15 protein-coding genes are annotated in these 16,639 nt (G+C 75.6%); 9 read left to right on the top strand and 6 right to left on the bottom strand.

The window, feature by feature from the left end; translation table 11 throughout:
* Window positions 1-25: 25 nt before the first annotated feature.
* Window positions 26-1,141 (bottom strand): 5-(carboxyamino)imidazole ribonucleotide synthase, encoded by a 1,116-nt coding sequence (locus H488_RS22705; RefSeq protein WP_051063720.1) that lies wholly within the window; start codon window positions 1,139-1,141, stop codon window positions 26-28.
* A 344-nt stretch (window positions 1,142-1,485) separates the two neighbouring features.
* Between H488_RS22705 and H488_RS22700 the strand changes: the two genes are divergently transcribed.
* On the top strand, window positions 1,486-2,142 hold the full coding sequence (locus H488_RS22700) for a GtrA family protein (protein ID WP_017832397.1): 657 nt from the start codon (window positions 1,486-1,488) through the stop codon (window positions 2,140-2,142).
* Between the two features lie 10 nt (window positions 2,143-2,152).
* Here the strand turns inward: H488_RS22700 and H488_RS0117985 are convergent, their stop codons facing one another.
* Window positions 2,153-2,944: a TIGR03089 family protein gene (locus tag H488_RS0117985; RefSeq protein ID WP_126349935.1), complete on the bottom strand. Its 792-nt coding sequence runs from the start codon at window positions 2,942-2,944 to the stop codon at window positions 2,153-2,155.
* A gap of 311 nt (window positions 2,945-3,255) precedes the next feature.
* Here H488_RS0117985 and H488_RS35965 point away from each other — a divergent pair, with 311 nt between their 5' ends.
* The 5 genes from H488_RS35965 (at window position 3,256) to H488_RS22680 (ending at window position 7,535) form a co-directional block, all read left to right on the top strand.
* Window positions 3,256-3,786, top strand: coding sequence for a WhiB family transcriptional regulator (locus H488_RS35965; RefSeq protein ID WP_017832395.1), 531 nt, complete (start codon window positions 3,256-3,258; stop codon window positions 3,784-3,786).
* 14 nt (window positions 3,787-3,800) lie between these two features.
* Window positions 3,801-4,499, top strand: a complete 699-nt coding sequence (locus H488_RS38390) for a DUF3499 family protein (RefSeq protein WP_017832394.1) — start codon at window positions 3,801-3,803, stop codon at window positions 4,497-4,499.
* Between the two features lie 291 nt (window positions 4,500-4,790).
* On the top strand, window positions 4,791-4,961 hold the full coding sequence (locus H488_RS37370; RefSeq protein ID WP_017832393.1) for a hypothetical protein: 171 nt from the start codon (window positions 4,791-4,793) through the stop codon (window positions 4,959-4,961).
* A gap of 153 nt (window positions 4,962-5,114) precedes the next feature.
* Window positions 5,115-6,392: a L,D-transpeptidase gene (locus H488_RS22685; protein WP_017832392.1), complete on the top strand. Its 1,278-nt coding sequence runs from the start codon at window positions 5,115-5,117 to the stop codon at window positions 6,390-6,392.
* A gap of 120 nt (window positions 6,393-6,512) precedes the next feature.
* Window positions 6,513-7,535: a TIGR01906 family membrane protein gene (locus H488_RS22680; RefSeq protein WP_081615703.1), complete on the top strand. Its 1,023-nt coding sequence runs from the start codon at window positions 6,513-6,515 to the stop codon at window positions 7,533-7,535.
* Window positions 7,536-7,544: 9 nt separating this feature from the next.
* Here the strand turns inward: H488_RS22680 and H488_RS22675 are convergent, their stop codons facing one another.
* Window positions 7,545-9,188 carry a dolichyl-phosphate-mannose--protein mannosyltransferase gene (locus tag H488_RS22675; RefSeq protein ID WP_237740418.1) on the bottom strand — a complete coding sequence of 548 codons (1,644 nt, stop codon included), beginning with the start codon at window positions 9,186-9,188 and terminating at the stop codon, window positions 7,545-7,547.
* A 78-nt stretch (window positions 9,189-9,266) separates the two neighbouring features.
* Between H488_RS22675 and rsmI the strand changes: the two genes are divergently transcribed.
* The 3 genes from rsmI (at window position 9,267) to cynS (ending at window position 11,730) form a co-directional block, all read left to right on the top strand.
* Window positions 9,267-10,196 (top strand): 16S rRNA (cytidine(1402)-2'-O)-methyltransferase, encoded by a 930-nt coding sequence (rsmI, locus tag H488_RS22670; RefSeq protein ID WP_017832390.1) that lies wholly within the window; start codon window positions 9,267-9,269, stop codon window positions 10,194-10,196.
* A 185-nt stretch (window positions 10,197-10,381) separates the two neighbouring features.
* Window positions 10,382-11,224: a formate/nitrite transporter family protein gene (locus tag H488_RS22665; protein WP_017832389.1), complete on the top strand. Its 843-nt coding sequence runs from the start codon at window positions 10,382-10,384 to the stop codon at window positions 11,222-11,224.
* A gap of 56 nt (window positions 11,225-11,280) precedes the next feature.
* A complete protein-coding gene (gene cynS / locus H488_RS22660; protein ID WP_017832388.1) occupies window positions 11,281-11,730 on the top strand; it encodes a cyanase in 450 nt (149 codons plus the stop codon).
* A 108-nt stretch (window positions 11,731-11,838) separates the two neighbouring features.
* On the opposite strand, the gene H488_RS22655 is transcribed toward cynS, so the two are convergent.
* The 3 genes from H488_RS22655 to H488_RS22645 are packed head-to-tail and all read right to left on the bottom strand — an operon-like array spanning window position 11,839 to window position 16,570.
* On the bottom strand, window positions 11,839-14,256 hold the full coding sequence (locus tag H488_RS22655; RefSeq protein ID WP_150110289.1) for a DUF3488 and transglutaminase-like domain-containing protein: 2,418 nt from the start codon (window positions 14,254-14,256) through the stop codon (window positions 11,839-11,841).
* Entirely contained in the window at window positions 14,253-15,623 is a 1,371-nt protein-coding gene (locus H488_RS38195; protein ID WP_017832386.1) for a DUF58 domain-containing protein, read from the bottom strand. The genes H488_RS22655 and H488_RS38195 overlap by 4 nt, the downstream gene beginning before the upstream one ends.
* A complete protein-coding gene (locus H488_RS22645; RefSeq protein ID WP_017832385.1) occupies window positions 15,620-16,570 on the bottom strand; it encodes an AAA family ATPase in 951 nt (316 codons plus the stop codon). Before H488_RS22645 ends, H488_RS38195 begins: the two co-directional genes overlap by 4 nt.
* Between the last annotated feature and the right edge of the window lie 69 nt (window positions 16,571-16,639).

Here is a 16,639-nt window from a genome sequence, read left to right as displayed (position 1 = left end):
GGACGGGCCGTGGGAGGCACGCGGGTCAGGCCTGCCCGTCGCGCAGCACAGCGGCCACGCGGGTGGCCCGCCGGCGCAGCTCCGGGATCTCGTCCGCGGTGCCGGTGAGGTTGACGTGGCCGATCTTGCGCCCGGGCCGCACGGCCTTGCCGTAGTTGTGGATCTTGGCGCGGGGCTCTGCGCCCATGGCCGCCCGGTAGGCGCCGAAGAGGTCCTGGTTCGCCCCGCCCAGGTAGTTCTTCATCACCGCGGACCCGCCGATCAGCCCGGTGTCCCCGAGCGGGAGGTCCAGCACGGCGCGCAGGTGCTGCTCGAACTGGCTGGTCACGGATCCGTCCATGGTCCAGTGCCCGGAGTTGTGCGGGCGCATGGCGAGCTCGTTGACCAGGAACCCGGTACCGCGGCCGGGGGTCTCGAAGAGCTCCACGGCCATCACGCCGGTCACGCCCAGCTCGGTGGCCAGCGTCCGGGCGGCGTCCGCGGCCGCGGCCGCGACCTCGGGGCGCAGCTGCGGGGCGGGCGCGAGCACCTCGTCGCAGACGCCGTCCACCTGGATGGACTCCACCACCGGCCACGCCCGCACCTCGCCGGAGGGGGTCCGGGCCACGAGCGCGGAGAGCTCGCGGGAGAACCCGACCTTCTCCTCCGCCAGCAGGGGCCCGTCCGTACGGGCGAACCACTGCGCCGGCTCGGCGCCGCGGGCGTCCTCGGCGGTGCCGAGCACCATGACGCCCTTGCCGTCGTAGCCGCCGCGCGGGGTCTTGAGCACCACCGGCCAGCCCGTGCGCTCCCCGAAGGCGATCAGCTCCTCGACGTCGGCGACCGCCTCCCACCGCGGGTTCGGCAGCCCGAGGCGCTCCACGGCCGCGCGCATCCACAGCTTGTCCTGGGCGTGCACCAGCGCGTCCGGGCCCGGGCGGACGTCCACGCCCTCGGCGAGCAGGGTCTGCAGGTGCTCGGTGGGCACGTGCTCGTGGTCGAAGGTCAGCACGTCGACGCCCGCGGCGAACCGGCGCAGCACGTCGAGGTCGGTGTAGTCGCCCACGGGGGCGGTGGGCACGGCGGCGACCGCCGAGACGTCGGGGCCCTCGGCGAGCACGCGCAGCTCGATCCCCAGGGCGGTGGCGGAGGGCGCCATCATGCGGGCGAGCTGCCCGCCTCCGACGACGCCGACGACAGGGGCGGTCACAGAAGAATTCACCCGACCAGGGTATCCCGGTCCGCCGGGACCGCTCGGCGGGCCGGGATGCCCTGCCTCCGGGGCCGCCCGCCGCCTGGTCTCCGGCGTCGTGCTCCCGCCTCGGCCCCGGCACCTGCCCGGCACGGGCCCCGCGACGGCCAGGGGACTGTGCTGTAACTCTCCGGTGCCGTGCAGGAGGGGCGGGGTAGGATGTGCCGAGGTCCGCCCCGGGCGCTCGTCCGTGGGCGTCGACCGCCGCGCCGGCCGGCGCCCACCGCCTCACCACCTGGGAGACCTGAAGCCGCGTGAACCGCCTCGTCGACCGTTTCGATGCCCTGTGGCACCTCTTCGTCAAGGAACTCATGAAGTTCGGCGTCGTGGGCGCCCTCGCGTTCGTGATCAACGCGTCGCTCACCTGGATCCTGATGCACACGGTGTTCGAGGACGGCCACCTCAAGGCGAAGTTCGTGGCGACGGCCGTGGCCATCGTCTTCGCGTGGGTCGCCAACCGGCTGTGGACCTTCCGGCACAAGCGCCAGTCGGACAAGCGCCGCGAGCTGGTCCAGTTCCTCGTGGCCAACGGCATCGGCATGGCCATCGAGCTCGGCTGCCTCGGCTTCAGCTACTACGTGCTGGGTCTCACCAGCGCCTACGCGTCCTTCGTGTCCGGCACGATCATCGGGACCATCCTCGGCACCGTCTTCCGGTACTTCGCCTACCGCTTCTGGGTGTTCACCGAGGAGCTCGACGAGGACCCCAACTTCGCGGACACCGCGGCCCTCGAGATCGCCCTGATCACGGGTCACCAGCCCGCGGAGGGCGCCGAGCACCCCCACCGCGCGCACCAGCACCCCCACCGGGAGGGCGCCCGGCACCGCGCGGGGAGTGCGGCGGCCCCCGGCTCGGACACCCACGAGAGCCACGAGAGCCACGGGAGCACGGAGGCGGCGGAGGGGCGCTGAGCCGTTCCGCTCAGAACGCGACGGCGTTCTCGGCCGTCAGCACGGACCGCCAGCCGTCGTCGGCCGCGTCCGCCGGACGGTCCGTGACGACCGCGGCCCGGCCCCCGGCCAGCACGGCCAGCACGCGCAGCAGGAACTCGGCGTCCATCCGCCGGCCCGGCACGTGCACGGCCGACGCCGTTCCCCACACGTCCTCCCGCCCGGCCGCGAGCTCGCCCGCGGCCGGCATCAGCCGGTCGTGCGGCAGGAAGCCGTCGTCGGTGCCCGCGGCCCGGAGCGCGGCACCGTCCGGCGCCGGCTCCTCGAGGCCGTCGTAGACGTCCGCGTGGGAGCGGACCTCGGCGCAGTAGTCGAGGACGTCCCCGTCCGGCAGCTCGCCGCGGTGGCCGAGCGAGAGCGCCGGCCGGTCCAGGACCACGGCCCGCGCCCCGGCGGGCACCCGGTCCAGCAGCGGGGGCGTCGCCCCCTGCGGGTCGACGAGGCCCACCACGGCCCGGTCCCCGGGCTCCGCCGCGTCCTCGCGGGGATCGACCACGCGCACCGCGGCCCCCATGGTCCACGAGCCGAGGACGGCCGCGAGACTGCGCCAGTGCACCTCGTCGCCGACGGCCACGACGTCGCCCGCCTCGAGGTCGAGCTCGTCCACCCACAGGTTCGCGGTCTTGGCCACCCAGTTGTCGAGGACCCGCCCCGAGAGCTCCACGCGCTCGCCGTCCCGGCCGTACCAGATCAGGGCCGGGCGGCTGCTGCTGCGCAGCTTGTCCACCAAGCGGGGGACAGATCGGGGGGTCGGGGTGTCCATGGTTCCTCCTCGTGGCTGCCGTGCCCGCGGCGGCGGTTCGGCATATGCGTAGAGTCGCATTCTTCGCCCTCTGCGGCATTCCTGTCGAAAATCGGGCCGTGACGTGGAAAAACGTCTACTCCCAAAGACATTCTTCCCGGATATCGTGGCATGGGCGGTCACCCGGGACGGGTTGACTCCGTACTAGTTACACACGTGTAATTGGGAAGTCCGGCAGACGATCAGCAAGGATACGTTCTCCGGGATGCACAGGGTCGGCGACCCCCGTACTGCGCCGCACCCGAGCAATCGTGTCGGATGGAAGGAAAGTCATGGGAGAGGCCGCACGACAGCAGGTCGTGGAATCCAGCCCCCTCGAGGCCCGTCGGCTGAGCATGCGCTCGGTGCCAGAGGACTGGTTCGTCGATCCCGTCGACCCCCGGGCCGCCGAGCGGCACGTCCGCCGGGCGGCCGGGAGCATGGAGGACCAGGCCACGGCCTACCTCCGGGCCCACGAGGCCGTCCAGAACCTCTCCGGCGCCGGCGCGGCACCCGCTCTCGACCTGCTCGATGCACCGGCGGCCGACGAGGGCTCCGACTGGAGCGCCGTGGCCGGGCTGTACGCCGTGGACGAGGACGAGGGCGAGCTCGCGTGGCAGACCGACGCACTGTGCGCCCAGACCGACCCGGAGGCCTTCTTCCCCGAGAAGGGCGGGTCCACGCGTGACGCCAAGCGCGTGTGCGAGGCCTGCCCCGTGCAGGCGGAGTGCCTCGACTACGCGATGAGCAAGGACGAGAAGTTCGGCATCTGGGGCGGGCTCTCCGAGCGCGAGCGCCGCCGCCTGCGCCGTCTCGCCCGCTGAGGTAGTTTCGGGCCATGAGCTCCTCCGGCAGTCCCACCCGCCTCTGCTCCCGCCAGACCTGCAGGCGGGACGCCGTCACGACCCTGACCTACGTGTACTCGGACTCGACCGCCGTGGTCGGCCCGATCGCCGGACACGCGGAGCCCCACGCCTACGACCTGTGCGCCGTGCACGCCGACCGGCTCACGGTGCCCCGGGGCTGGCGCGTGGTCCGGCTGGAGCCGCCGGAGGCGCGGGCCCGGCGCGAGGACATCGGCGCCGTGGCGGAGGCGGTCCGGGAGGGCGAGCCCCCGGCGACCGTCCGCGACCGCCCGCGGACGGTGCTGCGCGACGTCTCCCTGCCGCGACCCTCCTCCCCGGCATCCCCGGCATCCCCGGCACCGCACGCGCCGCGTCCTGAGAGCCCCCGCACGACCCCCCGGACCGGTGGCCGGGCGGGTGCCCCGGAGCGTGCCGCACCGGGCGGCCCGACGACGGCCCCGCAGCGCCCCTCGGTGCCCGCCCCGGAGAACCCCCGGGCTGCCGGCGCGGAGGACCCCCGGGGCCCCGCCACCGGCATCTCCCGCCCGGCCGTGCCCGAGCGCGCTCCGCGGCCGGCCCCCGAACCGGCCCCCGAGGTGCCGTGGAACGACGTCCCGGTGCCCGCGGCCCTGCACCGGGCGCACCTGCGCCGGCCCGCCGTGCCCGGGGGCTCCGCCCGGCCCGAGGCCTGAACCGCGCGTCCCCGGCCGGTTCCGCACCGTGCCCGTGCTCCGCCCCTAGGATGAGCCGCAGACCGCACCTGTCCGGTGCGGAAGGCTCTTCCCCCCGGAGCACCAGGAGTCCCCCCATGACTGTCCCTGCAACGACGCAGCCGGCTCACGAACTCCACACCGAGTTCCACACCGGTCTCCGCACCGAGACCCGCCACGAGAGCCGGCCGGCGCGGCACCACGAGGCACCGGCCGACCGCCGCCCCGCCCCCTGGGCGATGCCGGTGCCCGAGCCGGAGCCGGTGCCCCCCCGTGGCGGTCGCCCTGGCGCCCGGTCTGCTCGAGCTCCTGCGGTGCCCCCTCACGGGCGGGACGCTGATCCCCGTGGACGCCGACCGGCTGATGAGCGACCGCCCGTTCCGGGACGGCGTGCACCCGGTCTATCCGATCGCCCACGGCATCGCCTGCCTGACCCCCGGGTGATGACGCACCGGCCACGTCGCCGGGGGTCACGAAGGCGTTAACATTCGTGACCGAGGGGCGGCGGGTGCGGTCCTGCGCGGCCGGCGGACCTATCGTGGGAAGCAGTTCCCCAGCGTTCCCCCCACCCCCCAGACGCCCGAGGTGCCGCTTCCCATGCCCCTGTCCTCCTGCCCGGTTCCCGCGCCCCCCTCCCCGCGAGCGCTGCCGGCCCCCCGGCGCCTGGTCGCACTGGGGGCCGTGACGGTCCTGCTCGCCACCGGCTGCGCCCAGGCCTCCGGGGCCCCCGCGGCAGAGCAGGCCGCCACCGCCCCGACGGCCACTGCCCCGGCCACGCCGTCCCCGAGCGGGCCGGCCACGGCCGCACCGGCCGAGGTCACCGTCGCCCCCGCGGACGCGGCGGTCGAGCACAACCCCGTGGAACCGGTCGTGGTGCGCGCCGACGGGGGCGAGCTGACCGACGTCGTGCTGGTGCCCGCCGCCGGCGGGGATCCGGTGCCCGGGGAGCTCTCCGCCGACGGCCGCACCTGGACCAGCACCGCGGTCCTGGCCTTCGACACCCCCTACGTCGTGCACTGGAGCGCCGCGTCCGGGACGGAGCCGACCACGGGCACCAGCACGTTCACGACCGTCCTCGCGGCGAACGAGGTCGACGCGCGCCTCAACGTGGCCGAGGGCGGGGTCTACGGCACCGGTCAGGTCCTGGAGTTCACCTTCTCCGAGCCCGTCGTGCACAAGGAGCAGGTCGAGGAGGCCGTCACCGTGGACGGCGGCGGCGACCGGGCGGGCGCCTTCCGGTGGTACTCGGACACGATGCTGCGCTACCGCCCCGCCGAGAAGTGGGCGCCGCGCTCGGAGATCACGGTCTCCCTGGACCTCCTCGGACTCGACGTGGGCCACGGCATGGTGGGCAACCACGACCTGCGCCGGAGCTTCTCGACCGGCGCCGAGCACTACGCCCGGGTGGACAACGAGACCAAGACGCTGACCGCCTGGGTGGACGGCGAGGTCGCGGGGACGTTCCCCGTGACCCTGGGCAATCCGGACTGGCCCTCGACCACCGGGCAGAAGGTCATCATGGAGCAGGCCCCGACGTACCTGTTCAAGGCCTCCTCGCTGGAACTGGAGCCGGGGGACCCGCACTGGTACGACACGTTCTGGGCCTCCAACGTGTCCCGGCTGACCGCCAGCGGCGAGTTCGTGCACCAGGCGCTGCCCTCCGCGCTGCCCGTCCTGGGGATCGCCAACGTCTCCCACGGATGCGTGGGCATGCCGCCCGAGGGCGCGAAGTTCATCCACGACGTGTTCCGGCCCGGGGACGTCGTGGAGGTCGTGGGCACCGGCTACCCGCAGGCCGATCCCGACGACGGGTACGGCGACTGGAACATCCCGCTCGAGCACTACGCGGACGAGGAGTGGAAGGGCGACTGGTGAGCCCCCGCCGGTGAGCCCCCGCTGGTGAGGGAGGGGGCCGGCGGTGGGTAGGATCGGGACCGGCCGGAGCGGACCCGCCCGCCCCGGACCACCGACCCCCTCCGACCGAAGGACCCGCCCGTGGCCACCCCCAGCAACGACAAGGCGCCCTGGCAGCAGGCAGACCCGCCCGCGGACGACCGGCAGCGCGAGGAGCCCGTGTGGACGGGCCTGCTCCCCGCCGTCGTCCCCGCGGAGAGCGCGTCCGAGGACGCGCACGACGACGACCGCCCCGGTGGGCGCGGCGGGAGCCGCGGCGCCGGGACGGGCCGCACGGGGGGCGGCGCCCGCGCCGTCGGGGCCGACGAAGCCGCGGGGGACGAGGACCCGGACGCGGAGGCGCGCCGCCGGTCCGCGCTGCGCCGGGACGCGCTGGCGGACGAGCCGCGGCTGCCGCGGCTGCAGCAGGTCCTCCTGGCGCTCGTGCTCCCGCTCGCGCTGCTCGCCGCGGCCGTGCGAGTGGTGGCCACGCCGCTGTTCCTGTGGGCGGAGTACCACCGCCCGGGCTTCCCGGCGGACTCCTACGGCTTCTCCACCGAGGAGCGGATGGTCTTCGGCTCCTACGGGCTGGACTACGTCATGAACTGGGCCCCGGCCGGGTTCCTCGGCGGGCTGCAGGACGCGGACGGCGCCCCGCTGTTCCTGGGCTCCGAGGTCGCGCACATGACCGACGTGAAGATCGTGCTGCAGGCCGCGCTCGCGGTGGTCGCGGTCCTCGCGCTGCTCGGCCTCGTCTCGTGCCTGTACCTGCGGGCGAAGGCCCCGGGGGCCGCCTCCGGCGCCCTGTTCTTCGGCTCGTGGTTGACCGTGGCGCTGCTGGTGGCGCTGGCCGTCGCCGCGGTGCTCGGCTGGCAGCAGTTCTTCGCGCTGTTCCACTCCCTGTTCTTCGCGGACGGGTCCTGGACCTTCCGGGCCTCGGACACCCTCATCCGGCTGTACCCCACCCAGTTCTGGATGGACGCCGCGATCGCTGTGGCCGGCCTCGCCCTCCTGGGGGCGCTCGCGGTCATGGCCGCCACCTGGCCCACGGCCTTCCGCCGGCACCGGGCCCTCGACCGGGTGCGCCGGCGGCAGGAGCTCAAGCGGCGGCTGGCCGGTCGCTGAGCCGGCGGGTCAGATCCAGGCGGTGAACCACATCCGCTCCCGCCACTGGGCGTACTCGACGGTCTCCGCGTACCAGACGGGGGCGAAGTGCGCGCTGAGCAGGAGCACCGCGGCCGTGAACACCCCCACCACCGCGAGACCCGCGCGCCGGCGCCGCACGGTGTCCCCGGGACGGCCCAGGACCAGGCCGAGCATGCCGGCGAGCATGAGCATCAGGGCCGGCTGCACGGGCAGCGCGTAGAAGTAGTACATGGTGCGCTCGGGGTACAGGAACCAGGGCAGGTACCCGGCGGCGAACACACCGGTCAGCGCCCCGAAGCGCCAGTCCCGCCGCACGGCCCACAGCCACGCGGCCACGAGCACGGCGGCGATCGCCGTCCACCACAGGAGCGGGTTGCCGATGTTGAGGATCGCCTGCGAGCAGTGCTCCACCGCGCACCCGGACCTGCCCCGCTCCGGGTCCTCGTAGAAGTAGGAGGTGGGCCGGCCCAGGGTCAGCCACAGCCACGGCAGCGCCTCGTAGGCGTGCTCGGTGCCCAGGCCGCTGTGGAAGCCGTAGGCGGAGGAGTGGTAGGCCCACAGCGAGCGCAGGGGCGCGGGCAGCCACTGGGGGCCCTCGCCCGGGTGCTGCTGCGCCCAGGTGCGGTCGTAGGCGTCCGTCGAGGCGAACCAGCCCGCCCAGGTGGACACGTAGACCACCAGGCCCGTCCCGACGACGGCGACGAACGCGGGCACGCCGTCCTTGAGCACCCCGGCGGGCAGCCAGCGCCGCACCCCGGCCACCCGGCGGGCGTTGAGGTCCCACAGCACCGTGAGCACGCCCAGCCCGGCCACCAGGAACAGGGCGCTCCACTTCACGCCCACCGCGAGCCCGCAGGCCGCGCCCGCCGCGATCCGCCACCAGCGCACGCCCAGCCACGGCCCCCACTCCAGGCGGCGCCGCAGCTCCGCCTCCGGGACGTCGCGGCCCGGGGCCACCCCCAGCCGGGCGACCAGGCGGCGGCGCCCGTGCTCCCGGTCCAGCAGGAGCAGGACGAACGCGAGCAGCACGAAGAACATCAGGAACATGTCCAGCATCGCGAGCCGGGACTGCACCAGGTGCAGCCCGTCCACCGCGGTGAACAGCCCCGCGAGCGTGGCCACCGTGACCGAGCGGAAGAGCAGCCACCCGGCGGCGCACACCAGTGCGATGGACAGCGTCCCGACCAGGGCCGCGGAGAAGCGCCAGCCCAGCGGGTCCTCGGCGCCGAAGAGCCACATGCCGAACGCGATGAGCCACTTCCCGGCCGGCGGGTGCACCACGTAGGAGGGGGTGGCCAGGGCCTCCGGCGGGGTGCCGGCCACGAACAGCTCGTCTGCGCCCTCCGGCCACTGCCGCTCGTAGCCGTGCAGCAGCAGCGAGTAGGAGTCCTTCACGTAGTAGGTCTCGTCGAAGACGATCGCGTCCGGGTGGGAGAGCCGGTGGAAGCGCAGCAGCCCGCCGAGCAGGACCACCAGCAGCGGCCCCAGCCACGCGAACCGGGCCACCGCCGCGGGGGCCGGCAGCAGCCGCTCCCGCAGGGCGGCGGGGGCCAGGGACCGGCGCAGGGTGCCCACCGGTGCCGCCGGCCGAGGCTCCGGCGCCAGGACTGGGGCGCGCACCGAGGAACTCACGGTGTCATCGTAGGGGACGCGTCCCGGCGCCCGCTGAGCCGCGGAGGAGGCCCGCGGGGCGCGCCGTAGAGTGGACCCGTGCACACGGAACCCCACGACGACACTCCTGCCGACGCCCCCACCGACGCCGCCGACGCCCGGAACGGCGCCTCCGACGGCGCCGCCGCGGGTCCCGGGCAGGTGGTCCTGGCGGGCACTCCGATCGGCAACCTCGGGGACGCGCCGCCCCGGCTGCGGGCGGCCCTCGAGACCGCGGACGTGCTCGCCGTGGAGGACACCCGGCGGCTGCGCCGGCTCACCGCCGGGCTCGGGGTCACCACGCGCGGCCGGGTGCTCACCCACCACGAGCACAACGAGGCCGGACGGGTCGCCGAGCTGCTCGACGCCGTCCGGTCGGGAAGCACCGTGCTGGTCCTCTCCGACGCCGGGATGCCCACCGTCTCCGACCCCGGCTACCGGCTCGCGGAGGCCGCGGCCGCCGAGGGCCTGACCGTGACCGCGATCCCCGGCCCCTCGGCGGTGCTCATGGCACTGGCCGTGTCCGGCCTGCCCACGGACCGGTTCACGTTCGAGGGCTTCCTGCCGCGGAAGTCCTCGGAGCGTGCCGCTCGGCTGGCGGAGCTCGACGGCGAGCGGCGCACCATGGTCTTCTACGAGGCCCCGCACCGGCTCGAGGTCATGCTCGCCGCGCTGCGGGACGCGTTCGGCCCGGGCCGCCGGGCGGTCGTCGCCCGGGAGCTCACCAAGCTGCACGAGGAGGTCGTGCGGGGCTCGCTCACCGAGCTCGTGGACTGGTGCGGGCAGGGGCAGGTGCGCGGGGAGATCGCCGTCGTCGTCGCCGGTGCCCCCGCCCCCGAGGCCGCGCGACCCGAGGACCTCGTGGCCGAGGTGGAGGCGCTCGTGGCCGCCGGGACCCGGCTCAAGGACGCCGCCGGCCGCGTGGCCGAGCGCACGGGCGTGGGCAAGCGGCAGCTCTACGAGACGGTGCTGGCGGCCCGCAAGGCATAGGGGCGGTCCGGCCCGGGCGTCGCCTCACAGGCTCGCCGCGCCCCGGTGAGGCCGAGTTGACCCCCGGGAGCGGACGGGGACACGGTGCGGAAACACGGCCCGGCCAGACTGGGACGTGCCGGGAGCGGGGCACGTGCCGCGCGGGACCCGGCATCCTCCTGTCCGTCCAGCAACGGAGCCATGCCATGTCCTATGTGATGCCCGCCGACTTCGTCACGAAGATGATCGACGCCGGAGCGGCGAAGGTCGCCATGTCCACCCGCGACACCCTGATCCGTGCGTTCATGGCCGGTGCGATCCTCGCGCTCGCCGCGGCCTTCGCCGTCACCGTCACCGTGCGGACGGGCGAGCCGCTGCTCGGGGCCGTGCTGTTCCCGGTCGGGTTCTGCCTGCTGTACCTGCTGGGCTTCGACCTCCTGACCGGCGTGTTCACCCTCGTGCCGCTCGCGCTCATCGACAGGCGTCCAGGCGTCACCGTCCGCTCGATGCTGCGCAACTGGGGCCTGGTGTTCGCCGGCAACTTCGCCGGGGCGTTCGTCGTGGCCGTGCTGATGGCGATCATCTTCACCTACGGCTTCTCCCTGCCCCCGGACGAGGTCGGCCGCCAGATCGGCGAGATCGGCGAGGGCCGGACCGTCGGCTACGCCGAGTTCGGCGCCGCCGGGATGCTGACGCTGTTCGTCCGCGCCGTCCTGTGCAACTGGATGGTCTCCACCGGGGTGGTCGCCGCGATGATGTCCACCAGCGTCTCCGGCAAGGTGATCGCGATGTGGATGCCCATCATGCTGTTCTTCTACATGGGGTTCGAGCACTCGATCGTCAACATGTTCCTGTTCCCCTCCGGTCTGCTCCTCGGCGGCGGCTTCTCGGTCATGGACTACCTCGTGTGGAACGAGATCCCCACCGTGCTCGGCAACCTGGTGGGCGGGCTGACCTTCGTGGGGCTCACCCTCTACGCCACCCACGCCCGCACCGGGGCGCCCCGCATCCGGCCGGCGGCGCAGGAGGACCGCGTCCCGGTCGCGTGAGCGCCGGATCCGGCCGACCCGCCCCCACCAGCTCGCCGACTCCCGAGGAGCCCCGCATGACCCCGATCCTGACCAAGTCCGACGCCGCCGACCTCGTGGTCGCCGCCCGGGTGCGCCGCGGCCTGTCCTGGCGCGAGATCGCCGACGAGATCCGCGCCCCGCACGTCTGGACGACCGCCGCGCTGCTGGGCCAGCACCCGATGACCCCGGAGCAGGCCCGGCAGGTGTGCGACCTGCTGGGCCTGGACGGGACGGTCACCGAGAGCCTGCAGCAGCAGCCGTCCCGCGGCAGCGACCCGGCGCGGATGACGGACCCCACGGTCTACCGCTTCGTCGAGGCTCTCTCCGTGTACGGGCCGGCCCTGAAGGAGCTCATCCACGAGGAGTTCGGCGACGGGATCATGAGCGCCATCAACTTCCGGGTCGACGTCTCCCGCCGGCCCGACCCGGACGGCGACCGCGTGGTGGTCACCTTCGACGGGAAGTTCCTCGACTACAAGTGGTGACGCCCCGCCCCTGACCCCGTGGCCCGCCGAGTCCCCCCGGTGCTCGCAGTTCCCCCGGATCGATCCGGGGGAACTGCGAGCACCGGGGGGACTCGGCGTTCGGGCCGCTCAGCGGCGGGGCGTCGCCGAGCGGGTCGTCACCGAGCGGGGGAGCCACCGGGCGCGCCGTGCGCCGGGGCCGCCGCGCTCGGCGAGACCCGTCCGCAGCGCCGTGACGTCCTCCGGGCCGGCCTCGGGGGTCCATTCCGCGGTGCCCGGCGCGTAGAGGGCCCGCTCCACGTCCCGGCCGAGCCGCCCCAGCGCCGGCGCGGCGGCCGGGACCACGGCGCCGAGCCGGTCCACGTAGGCCCGGGGCGTCTCCGCGGCGGCGCGGCCCAGCCCGTGGTCGACACCCAGGTCCTCGACCTCCGCCCACCCCGCCAGGGCCCGATCGGCCGCCGGCGCCTGCGCGTCGCCCAGCACCCGCATCCGGCGCCGGCGCCGCCGGGACCGGAGGAGCCGGGGGAGGGCGGCCAGCAGGGCGAGCAGCGCGGCGGTCAGGATCCCGGCCAGCCAGGGCAGCCACCCGGCCGGTCCGGCGTCGTCGTCGGCCTCCGGCGCGGCGGGGGCCTCCGGGGTGGGCACGGCGGTCGGCTCGGCGGAGGGGGCGTCCTCGTCGGGGCTGTCCGCCGTGCTCGCCGGGGTGGGGGCGTCGGTCGGGGCGCCGGTGGGCTCCGCGGTGCCCTCGCCCTCCTGCGACTGCCCGTCCCCGTCCTGCGGCCCCTCGGCGGCGTAGCCGGGGAGGTCGCCGGTGCCGGGGGTCGGCTCGAAGCGCACCCACCCGGAGCCCTCGAACCACAGCTCCGGCCACGCGTGCGCGTCGCGGGGCAGGACCGTGAAGGCGCCCGCCTCCGCCGCGTCCCCGAACGGCTCGTCGGCGTCCGCCGACCCGTCCGGGGCGGCGCCGGTGGCTGGGAGGTAGCCGACCGCCACGCGGGCGGGGATGCCGAGCTCCCGGGCCATGACGGCCATCGCCGGGGCGAAGTGCCCGGCGTAGCCCGTGCGCACGGCCAGGAACTCCTCGAGCGAGGCCATGCCGCCGGCGTCGTAGTCCTGCGCGAGCGGGGCGTCCACGTCGTAGCGGAACTCGTCCGAGCGCAGCCACTCCTGCAGGGCCAGGGCCTGGTCGAAGGCGGTGGGGGCGTCCCCCGCCCGCTCCCGGGCCGCGTCCCGGAGGGCGGCCGGGGTCTCGCCCGGCAGTTCGCGGAACGGGGCGAGCTCCGGGGAGTCCGGCGCGGCGGGGGCCTCGCGCAGCCGCGCGGACGTGGGCTCGGGCACGATCGAGCGGACCTCGTAGGCGGTGCCTTCCGGCGGGACCTGCTCCCCGTGCACGGTGAGGTCGAGCGGGCTCCAGGCCCAGCCGCCGTCCTCGAGCCCCGCCACGTCCACGGGCGCCCACGGCAGCGGAAGCCAGCGCTCGGACCAGTCCCGCAGCTCCACGGCGGTGCTGCGCTCGGGGCCCCCGCCCACGGGGTGCAGCGGGGTGGGCCCGAGGTCGTCGAGCTCGGGGTCCAGCCCGGTGGTGTCCGGGAACCACTCCGCCCCGGAGAAGTCGGAGAGCGTGAGGACCCGCAGCAGCTCCGGCTCGTCCGTGCTCGTCGTGTACTCGAGGCGCGGCAGCTGCTGCGCGGAGCGCAGGCCCTGCCCCACGGCCCGCAGCGGGCCCACCCCGGAGGCGCGCTCGCCGGCGAGACCGCTGCCCTGGGGGAACGCGCCGTTGACGAAGCCGGGGACCAGGCCCGGGACCAGCAGCGTCACCGCGAGCACACCGGCGCCCACCACGAGGGCCCGCGGCCAGCTGCCCGGCGCCGCGGCGGTGCGGGGCTCGCGGACCGCGCCGAAGCGCCGTCCGCCGCCGAGCAGGACCAGGGCCGCGAGCACCGCGGCCGCCGTCCCGGCCGCGCCCACGCTCCCGGGCAGCACCAGGGCGGGCACCACCAGCAGCGCCAGCACGCCGAGCGCGCTGACCCCCGGCAGCCGCAGCGCCACGAGCACCGTGTCCACGAACAGGGTCACGAGACCGGTGGCGAGGGCGGCGACGAACGCGAGCGCCGCGCCCCCCGGGTACGGGGCCGGCCGCTCCGCGACGATCCCGGCCGCCTCCCGCCACAGCTCCGCGCCGAGGGACAGGCTCCCGGGGGTGGGCACGAGGCCGAGCAGCGCGGGCTCGCGCAGGAACAGCAGCGTGAGCACGAGCGTCAGGGCGCCGGCGCCGAACAGGGGCGCCAGCAGGCCCGGCAGCCGCAGCACGCGGGACGTCGTGGTCGCCACGACCACGGCGAGGGCCGCGAGCAGCGCGCCGGGGACCCAGCCCGCGCCGTCGAGCACCCCGGCCGGCGCCACGAGGGACAGCCCGACCGCCACGAGGACCGTGCCGGCCAGGCCCAGCACGGCGCGCACCGGGCGGCGGCCCGTCCCGGCGTCCTCCGGCGGTCCGGCGTCCTCCGGCGGGCGGGCGGGCGCAGGGGCGCGGACGGCGGCGCTCACCGGACGGCCCCGGCCGCGCGGGCCCCGGAGCCCAGCTGCGCCCACGCGTCCTCGGGCGCGGCGGACGCCGGCACGACGACGACTGACCAGCCCGCCGCCTCGAGCACCCCCGCCCCGTCCGGGACGTGGTCGGGGGAGGAGGTTACCAGCACGGCGCTGCCCGCTGCTGCCCGCTGCGTGCCGCCCAGGACCCGCTCGGCGGCCGCCGCGGAGAGGTCCCCCGAGACCAGCAGCACGGGGTGGACCAGGCCGTCGCGGTCGAACCGCTCGGCCAGCGCGTCCTCCGCGGTCCCGCCGGGCCCCGTCTCCCGGGGTGCGGGCTCGGGGCGGACCCGCGCGAGCCCGTGCCGGGCGTCCTCGGCGCCGTCGTCGGTGACGGCGGTGGCGCGGGTGCGGGCGGGAGCGTCGTCGTCGTCCTCGCCGCCGCGGGGGAGCGGGCGGCCGAAGGTGTCGAGGGCGTGCAGGGCGGTCTCGCGCTGGGTGAGGTGCTCGAGCACGGCGGCGGTGAAGGACACGGCCCACTCGAACTCGGCGGTGCTGGGGAGCACACCGGCCCACAGGCGCTCCCCGGGCCAGGAGGTCTCGTCGCGGTCCAGGACCAGGGTGAGGCGGCGGGTGCTGCGGGGGTCCTCCTGGCGGACCATCAGCCGGCCGTGCTTCGCGGAGGCGGCCCAGTGCACCCGGCGCATCGGGTCGCCGTGCCGGTACTCGCGGGTGGTGACGTTGTCCGGGCCCGGCTGCGGCTGCGCGGTCCGGGACGGGTCGGTGCCGGACTCCCGCAGCCGGTCGGCGCTGATCTCCGGCAGCTCCACGGCGTCCGGCGCCACGTGCAGGGACGTGCGCTCGGAGGCGTCGAGCAGCTCGGCGGCGAGGCCGAACGGGTCGGCCACCCGCACGGTGGCCGGCCCCAGGGCGTACACGCCCCGGCGGCGGGGGCGCACGGTGTAGGCGGCGGGCTCCCCGCCGGCCTCCACGACCAGCTCGCGGTCCCCGCCCAGCGGCTCCGGGACCGTCTCGTGCACGGCGACCGCCCCGGTGACCGTCCCGCCGCGCCGGGTCCGGTGCCGCACGCGCAGCCGGACCACCGCGGAGTCCCCGGCCGTCACCAGCGCCGGGTCCACGCCGCGCTTGAGCAGCACCCTGGGCTTCACCACGTACAGGGACAGGGCCGCGAACAGGGGGGCGCCGCCGAGGAACAGGGCCAGCGCCAGCACGTCCTTGCGGCCCAGCCAGGTGGCCAGCAGCAGGCACAGGGCGCCGGCCCCCAGGAAGGCCCAGCCGCGCCCCGTGAACCGGGCGCGGGAGTCCACGGGCTGCTCCGCCCGCTCGCCCTCCGCCGTGCGCCCCGGCGCCGGCCGGCGCCTCATCGGGTCCGGGGGGTGTGCTCGGCCGGGACCCGCACCTCGTCCAGCACCGCCCGCACCAGCTCCTCCGCGGAGTCGGTGCCGGCGCGCCGGTCCAGGATCAGGCGGTGGGCGAGCACCGGCACCGCGACCGCCCGCACGTCGTCGGGCAGCACGTACTCGCGCCCGCTCAGGGCGGCCTCCGCGCGGGCTGCGGCCTGCAGCTGGAGCAGCGCCCGCGGGCTGGCGCCCAGCCGGATCTGCGGGTGCGAGCGCGTGGCCTGGCCCAGCGCCACGATGTAGGCGCGCACCGCGTCCGAGACGTGGATGCCGCGCACGTGCGCCACCAGGCGGGCCGCGTCCTCGAGGGAGACCACCGGCTGCAGGCCCTCCAGCGGGGAGCCGCCGCCGTGGTCGGTGAGCATCGTCATCTCCGCCGCGGTGTCCGGGTAGCCCATCGAGATCCGGGCCGTGAACCGGTCTCGCTGCGCCTCCGGCAGCGGGAACGTGCCGTCCATTTCCACAGGGTTCTGCGTGGCCACCACCATGAACGGGGTCGACAGCCGGTAGGTCGTGCCGTCCGCCGTGACCTGTCCCTCCGCCATGCACTCGAGCAGCGCGGACTGCGTCTTGGCCGAGGCCCGGTTGATCTCGTCCCCGATCACCACGTTGGCGAACACCGGGCCGGGCTTGAACTCGAACTCGCGCCGGGCCTGGTCGTACACCGACACGCCCGTGATGTCCGTGGGCAGCAGGTCCGGGGTGAACTGCACGCGCGAGACCGTCCCGCCGATCGCGGTGGCCAGCGTGCGCGCCAGCATGGTCTTGCCCACGCCCGGCACGTCCTCGACCAGCAGGTGCCCGCCGGCCAGCAGCACGCTCAGGGCCGTGCGCGCCGCCTCCGGCTTGCCGTCGATCACCGCGTTGATCCGGTCCAGGATCGCCTGCGTGTACTGGGGGAAGGACTCCATGGGCTCCTCGGCTTCCTGCTCGCGTCTGCAGCTCCCAGTATGTCTGCCCGGGCCCAGCTCGTAGATTGG

It is taken from the genome of Kocuria sp. UCD-OTCP (genome assembly GCF_000349605.1).
Lineage (GTDB): Bacteria > Actinomycetota > Actinomycetes > Actinomycetales > Micrococcaceae > Kocuria > Kocuria rosea.
This window is presented reverse-complemented; position numbering and strand designations above follow the sequence as displayed.

Coding starts and splice junctions, on each gene's coding strand:
- H488_RS22705 (WP_051063720.1), bottom strand. CDS start 1,141: ATGATGGCGCCCTCCGCCACCGCCCTGGGGATCGAGCTGCGCGTGCTC.
- H488_RS0117985 (WP_126349935.1), bottom strand. CDS start 2,944: ATGGACACCCCGACCCCCCGATCTGTCCCCCGCTTGGTGGACAAGCTG.
- H488_RS35965 (WP_017832395.1), top strand. CDS start 3,256: ATGGGAGAGGCCGCACGACAGCAGGTCGTGGAATCCAGCCCCCTCGAG.
- H488_RS38390 (WP_017832394.1), top strand. CDS start 3,801: ATGAGCTCCTCCGGCAGTCCCACCCGCCTCTGCTCCCGCCAGACCTGC.
- H488_RS22685 (WP_017832392.1), top strand. CDS start 5,115: ATGCCCCTGTCCTCCTGCCCGGTTCCCGCGCCCCCCTCCCCGCGAGCG.
- H488_RS22665 (WP_017832389.1), top strand. CDS start 10,382: ATGTCCTATGTGATGCCCGCCGACTTCGTCACGAAGATGATCGACGCC.
- cynS (WP_017832388.1), top strand. CDS start 11,281: ATGACCCCGATCCTGACCAAGTCCGACGCCGCCGACCTCGTGGTCGCC.
- H488_RS38195 (WP_017832386.1), bottom strand. CDS start 15,623: ATGAGGCGCCGGCCGGCGCCGGGGCGCACGGCGGAGGGCGAGCGGGCG.
- H488_RS22645 (WP_017832385.1), bottom strand. CDS start 16,570: ATGGAGTCCTTCCCCCAGTACACGCAGGCGATCCTGGACCGGATCAAC.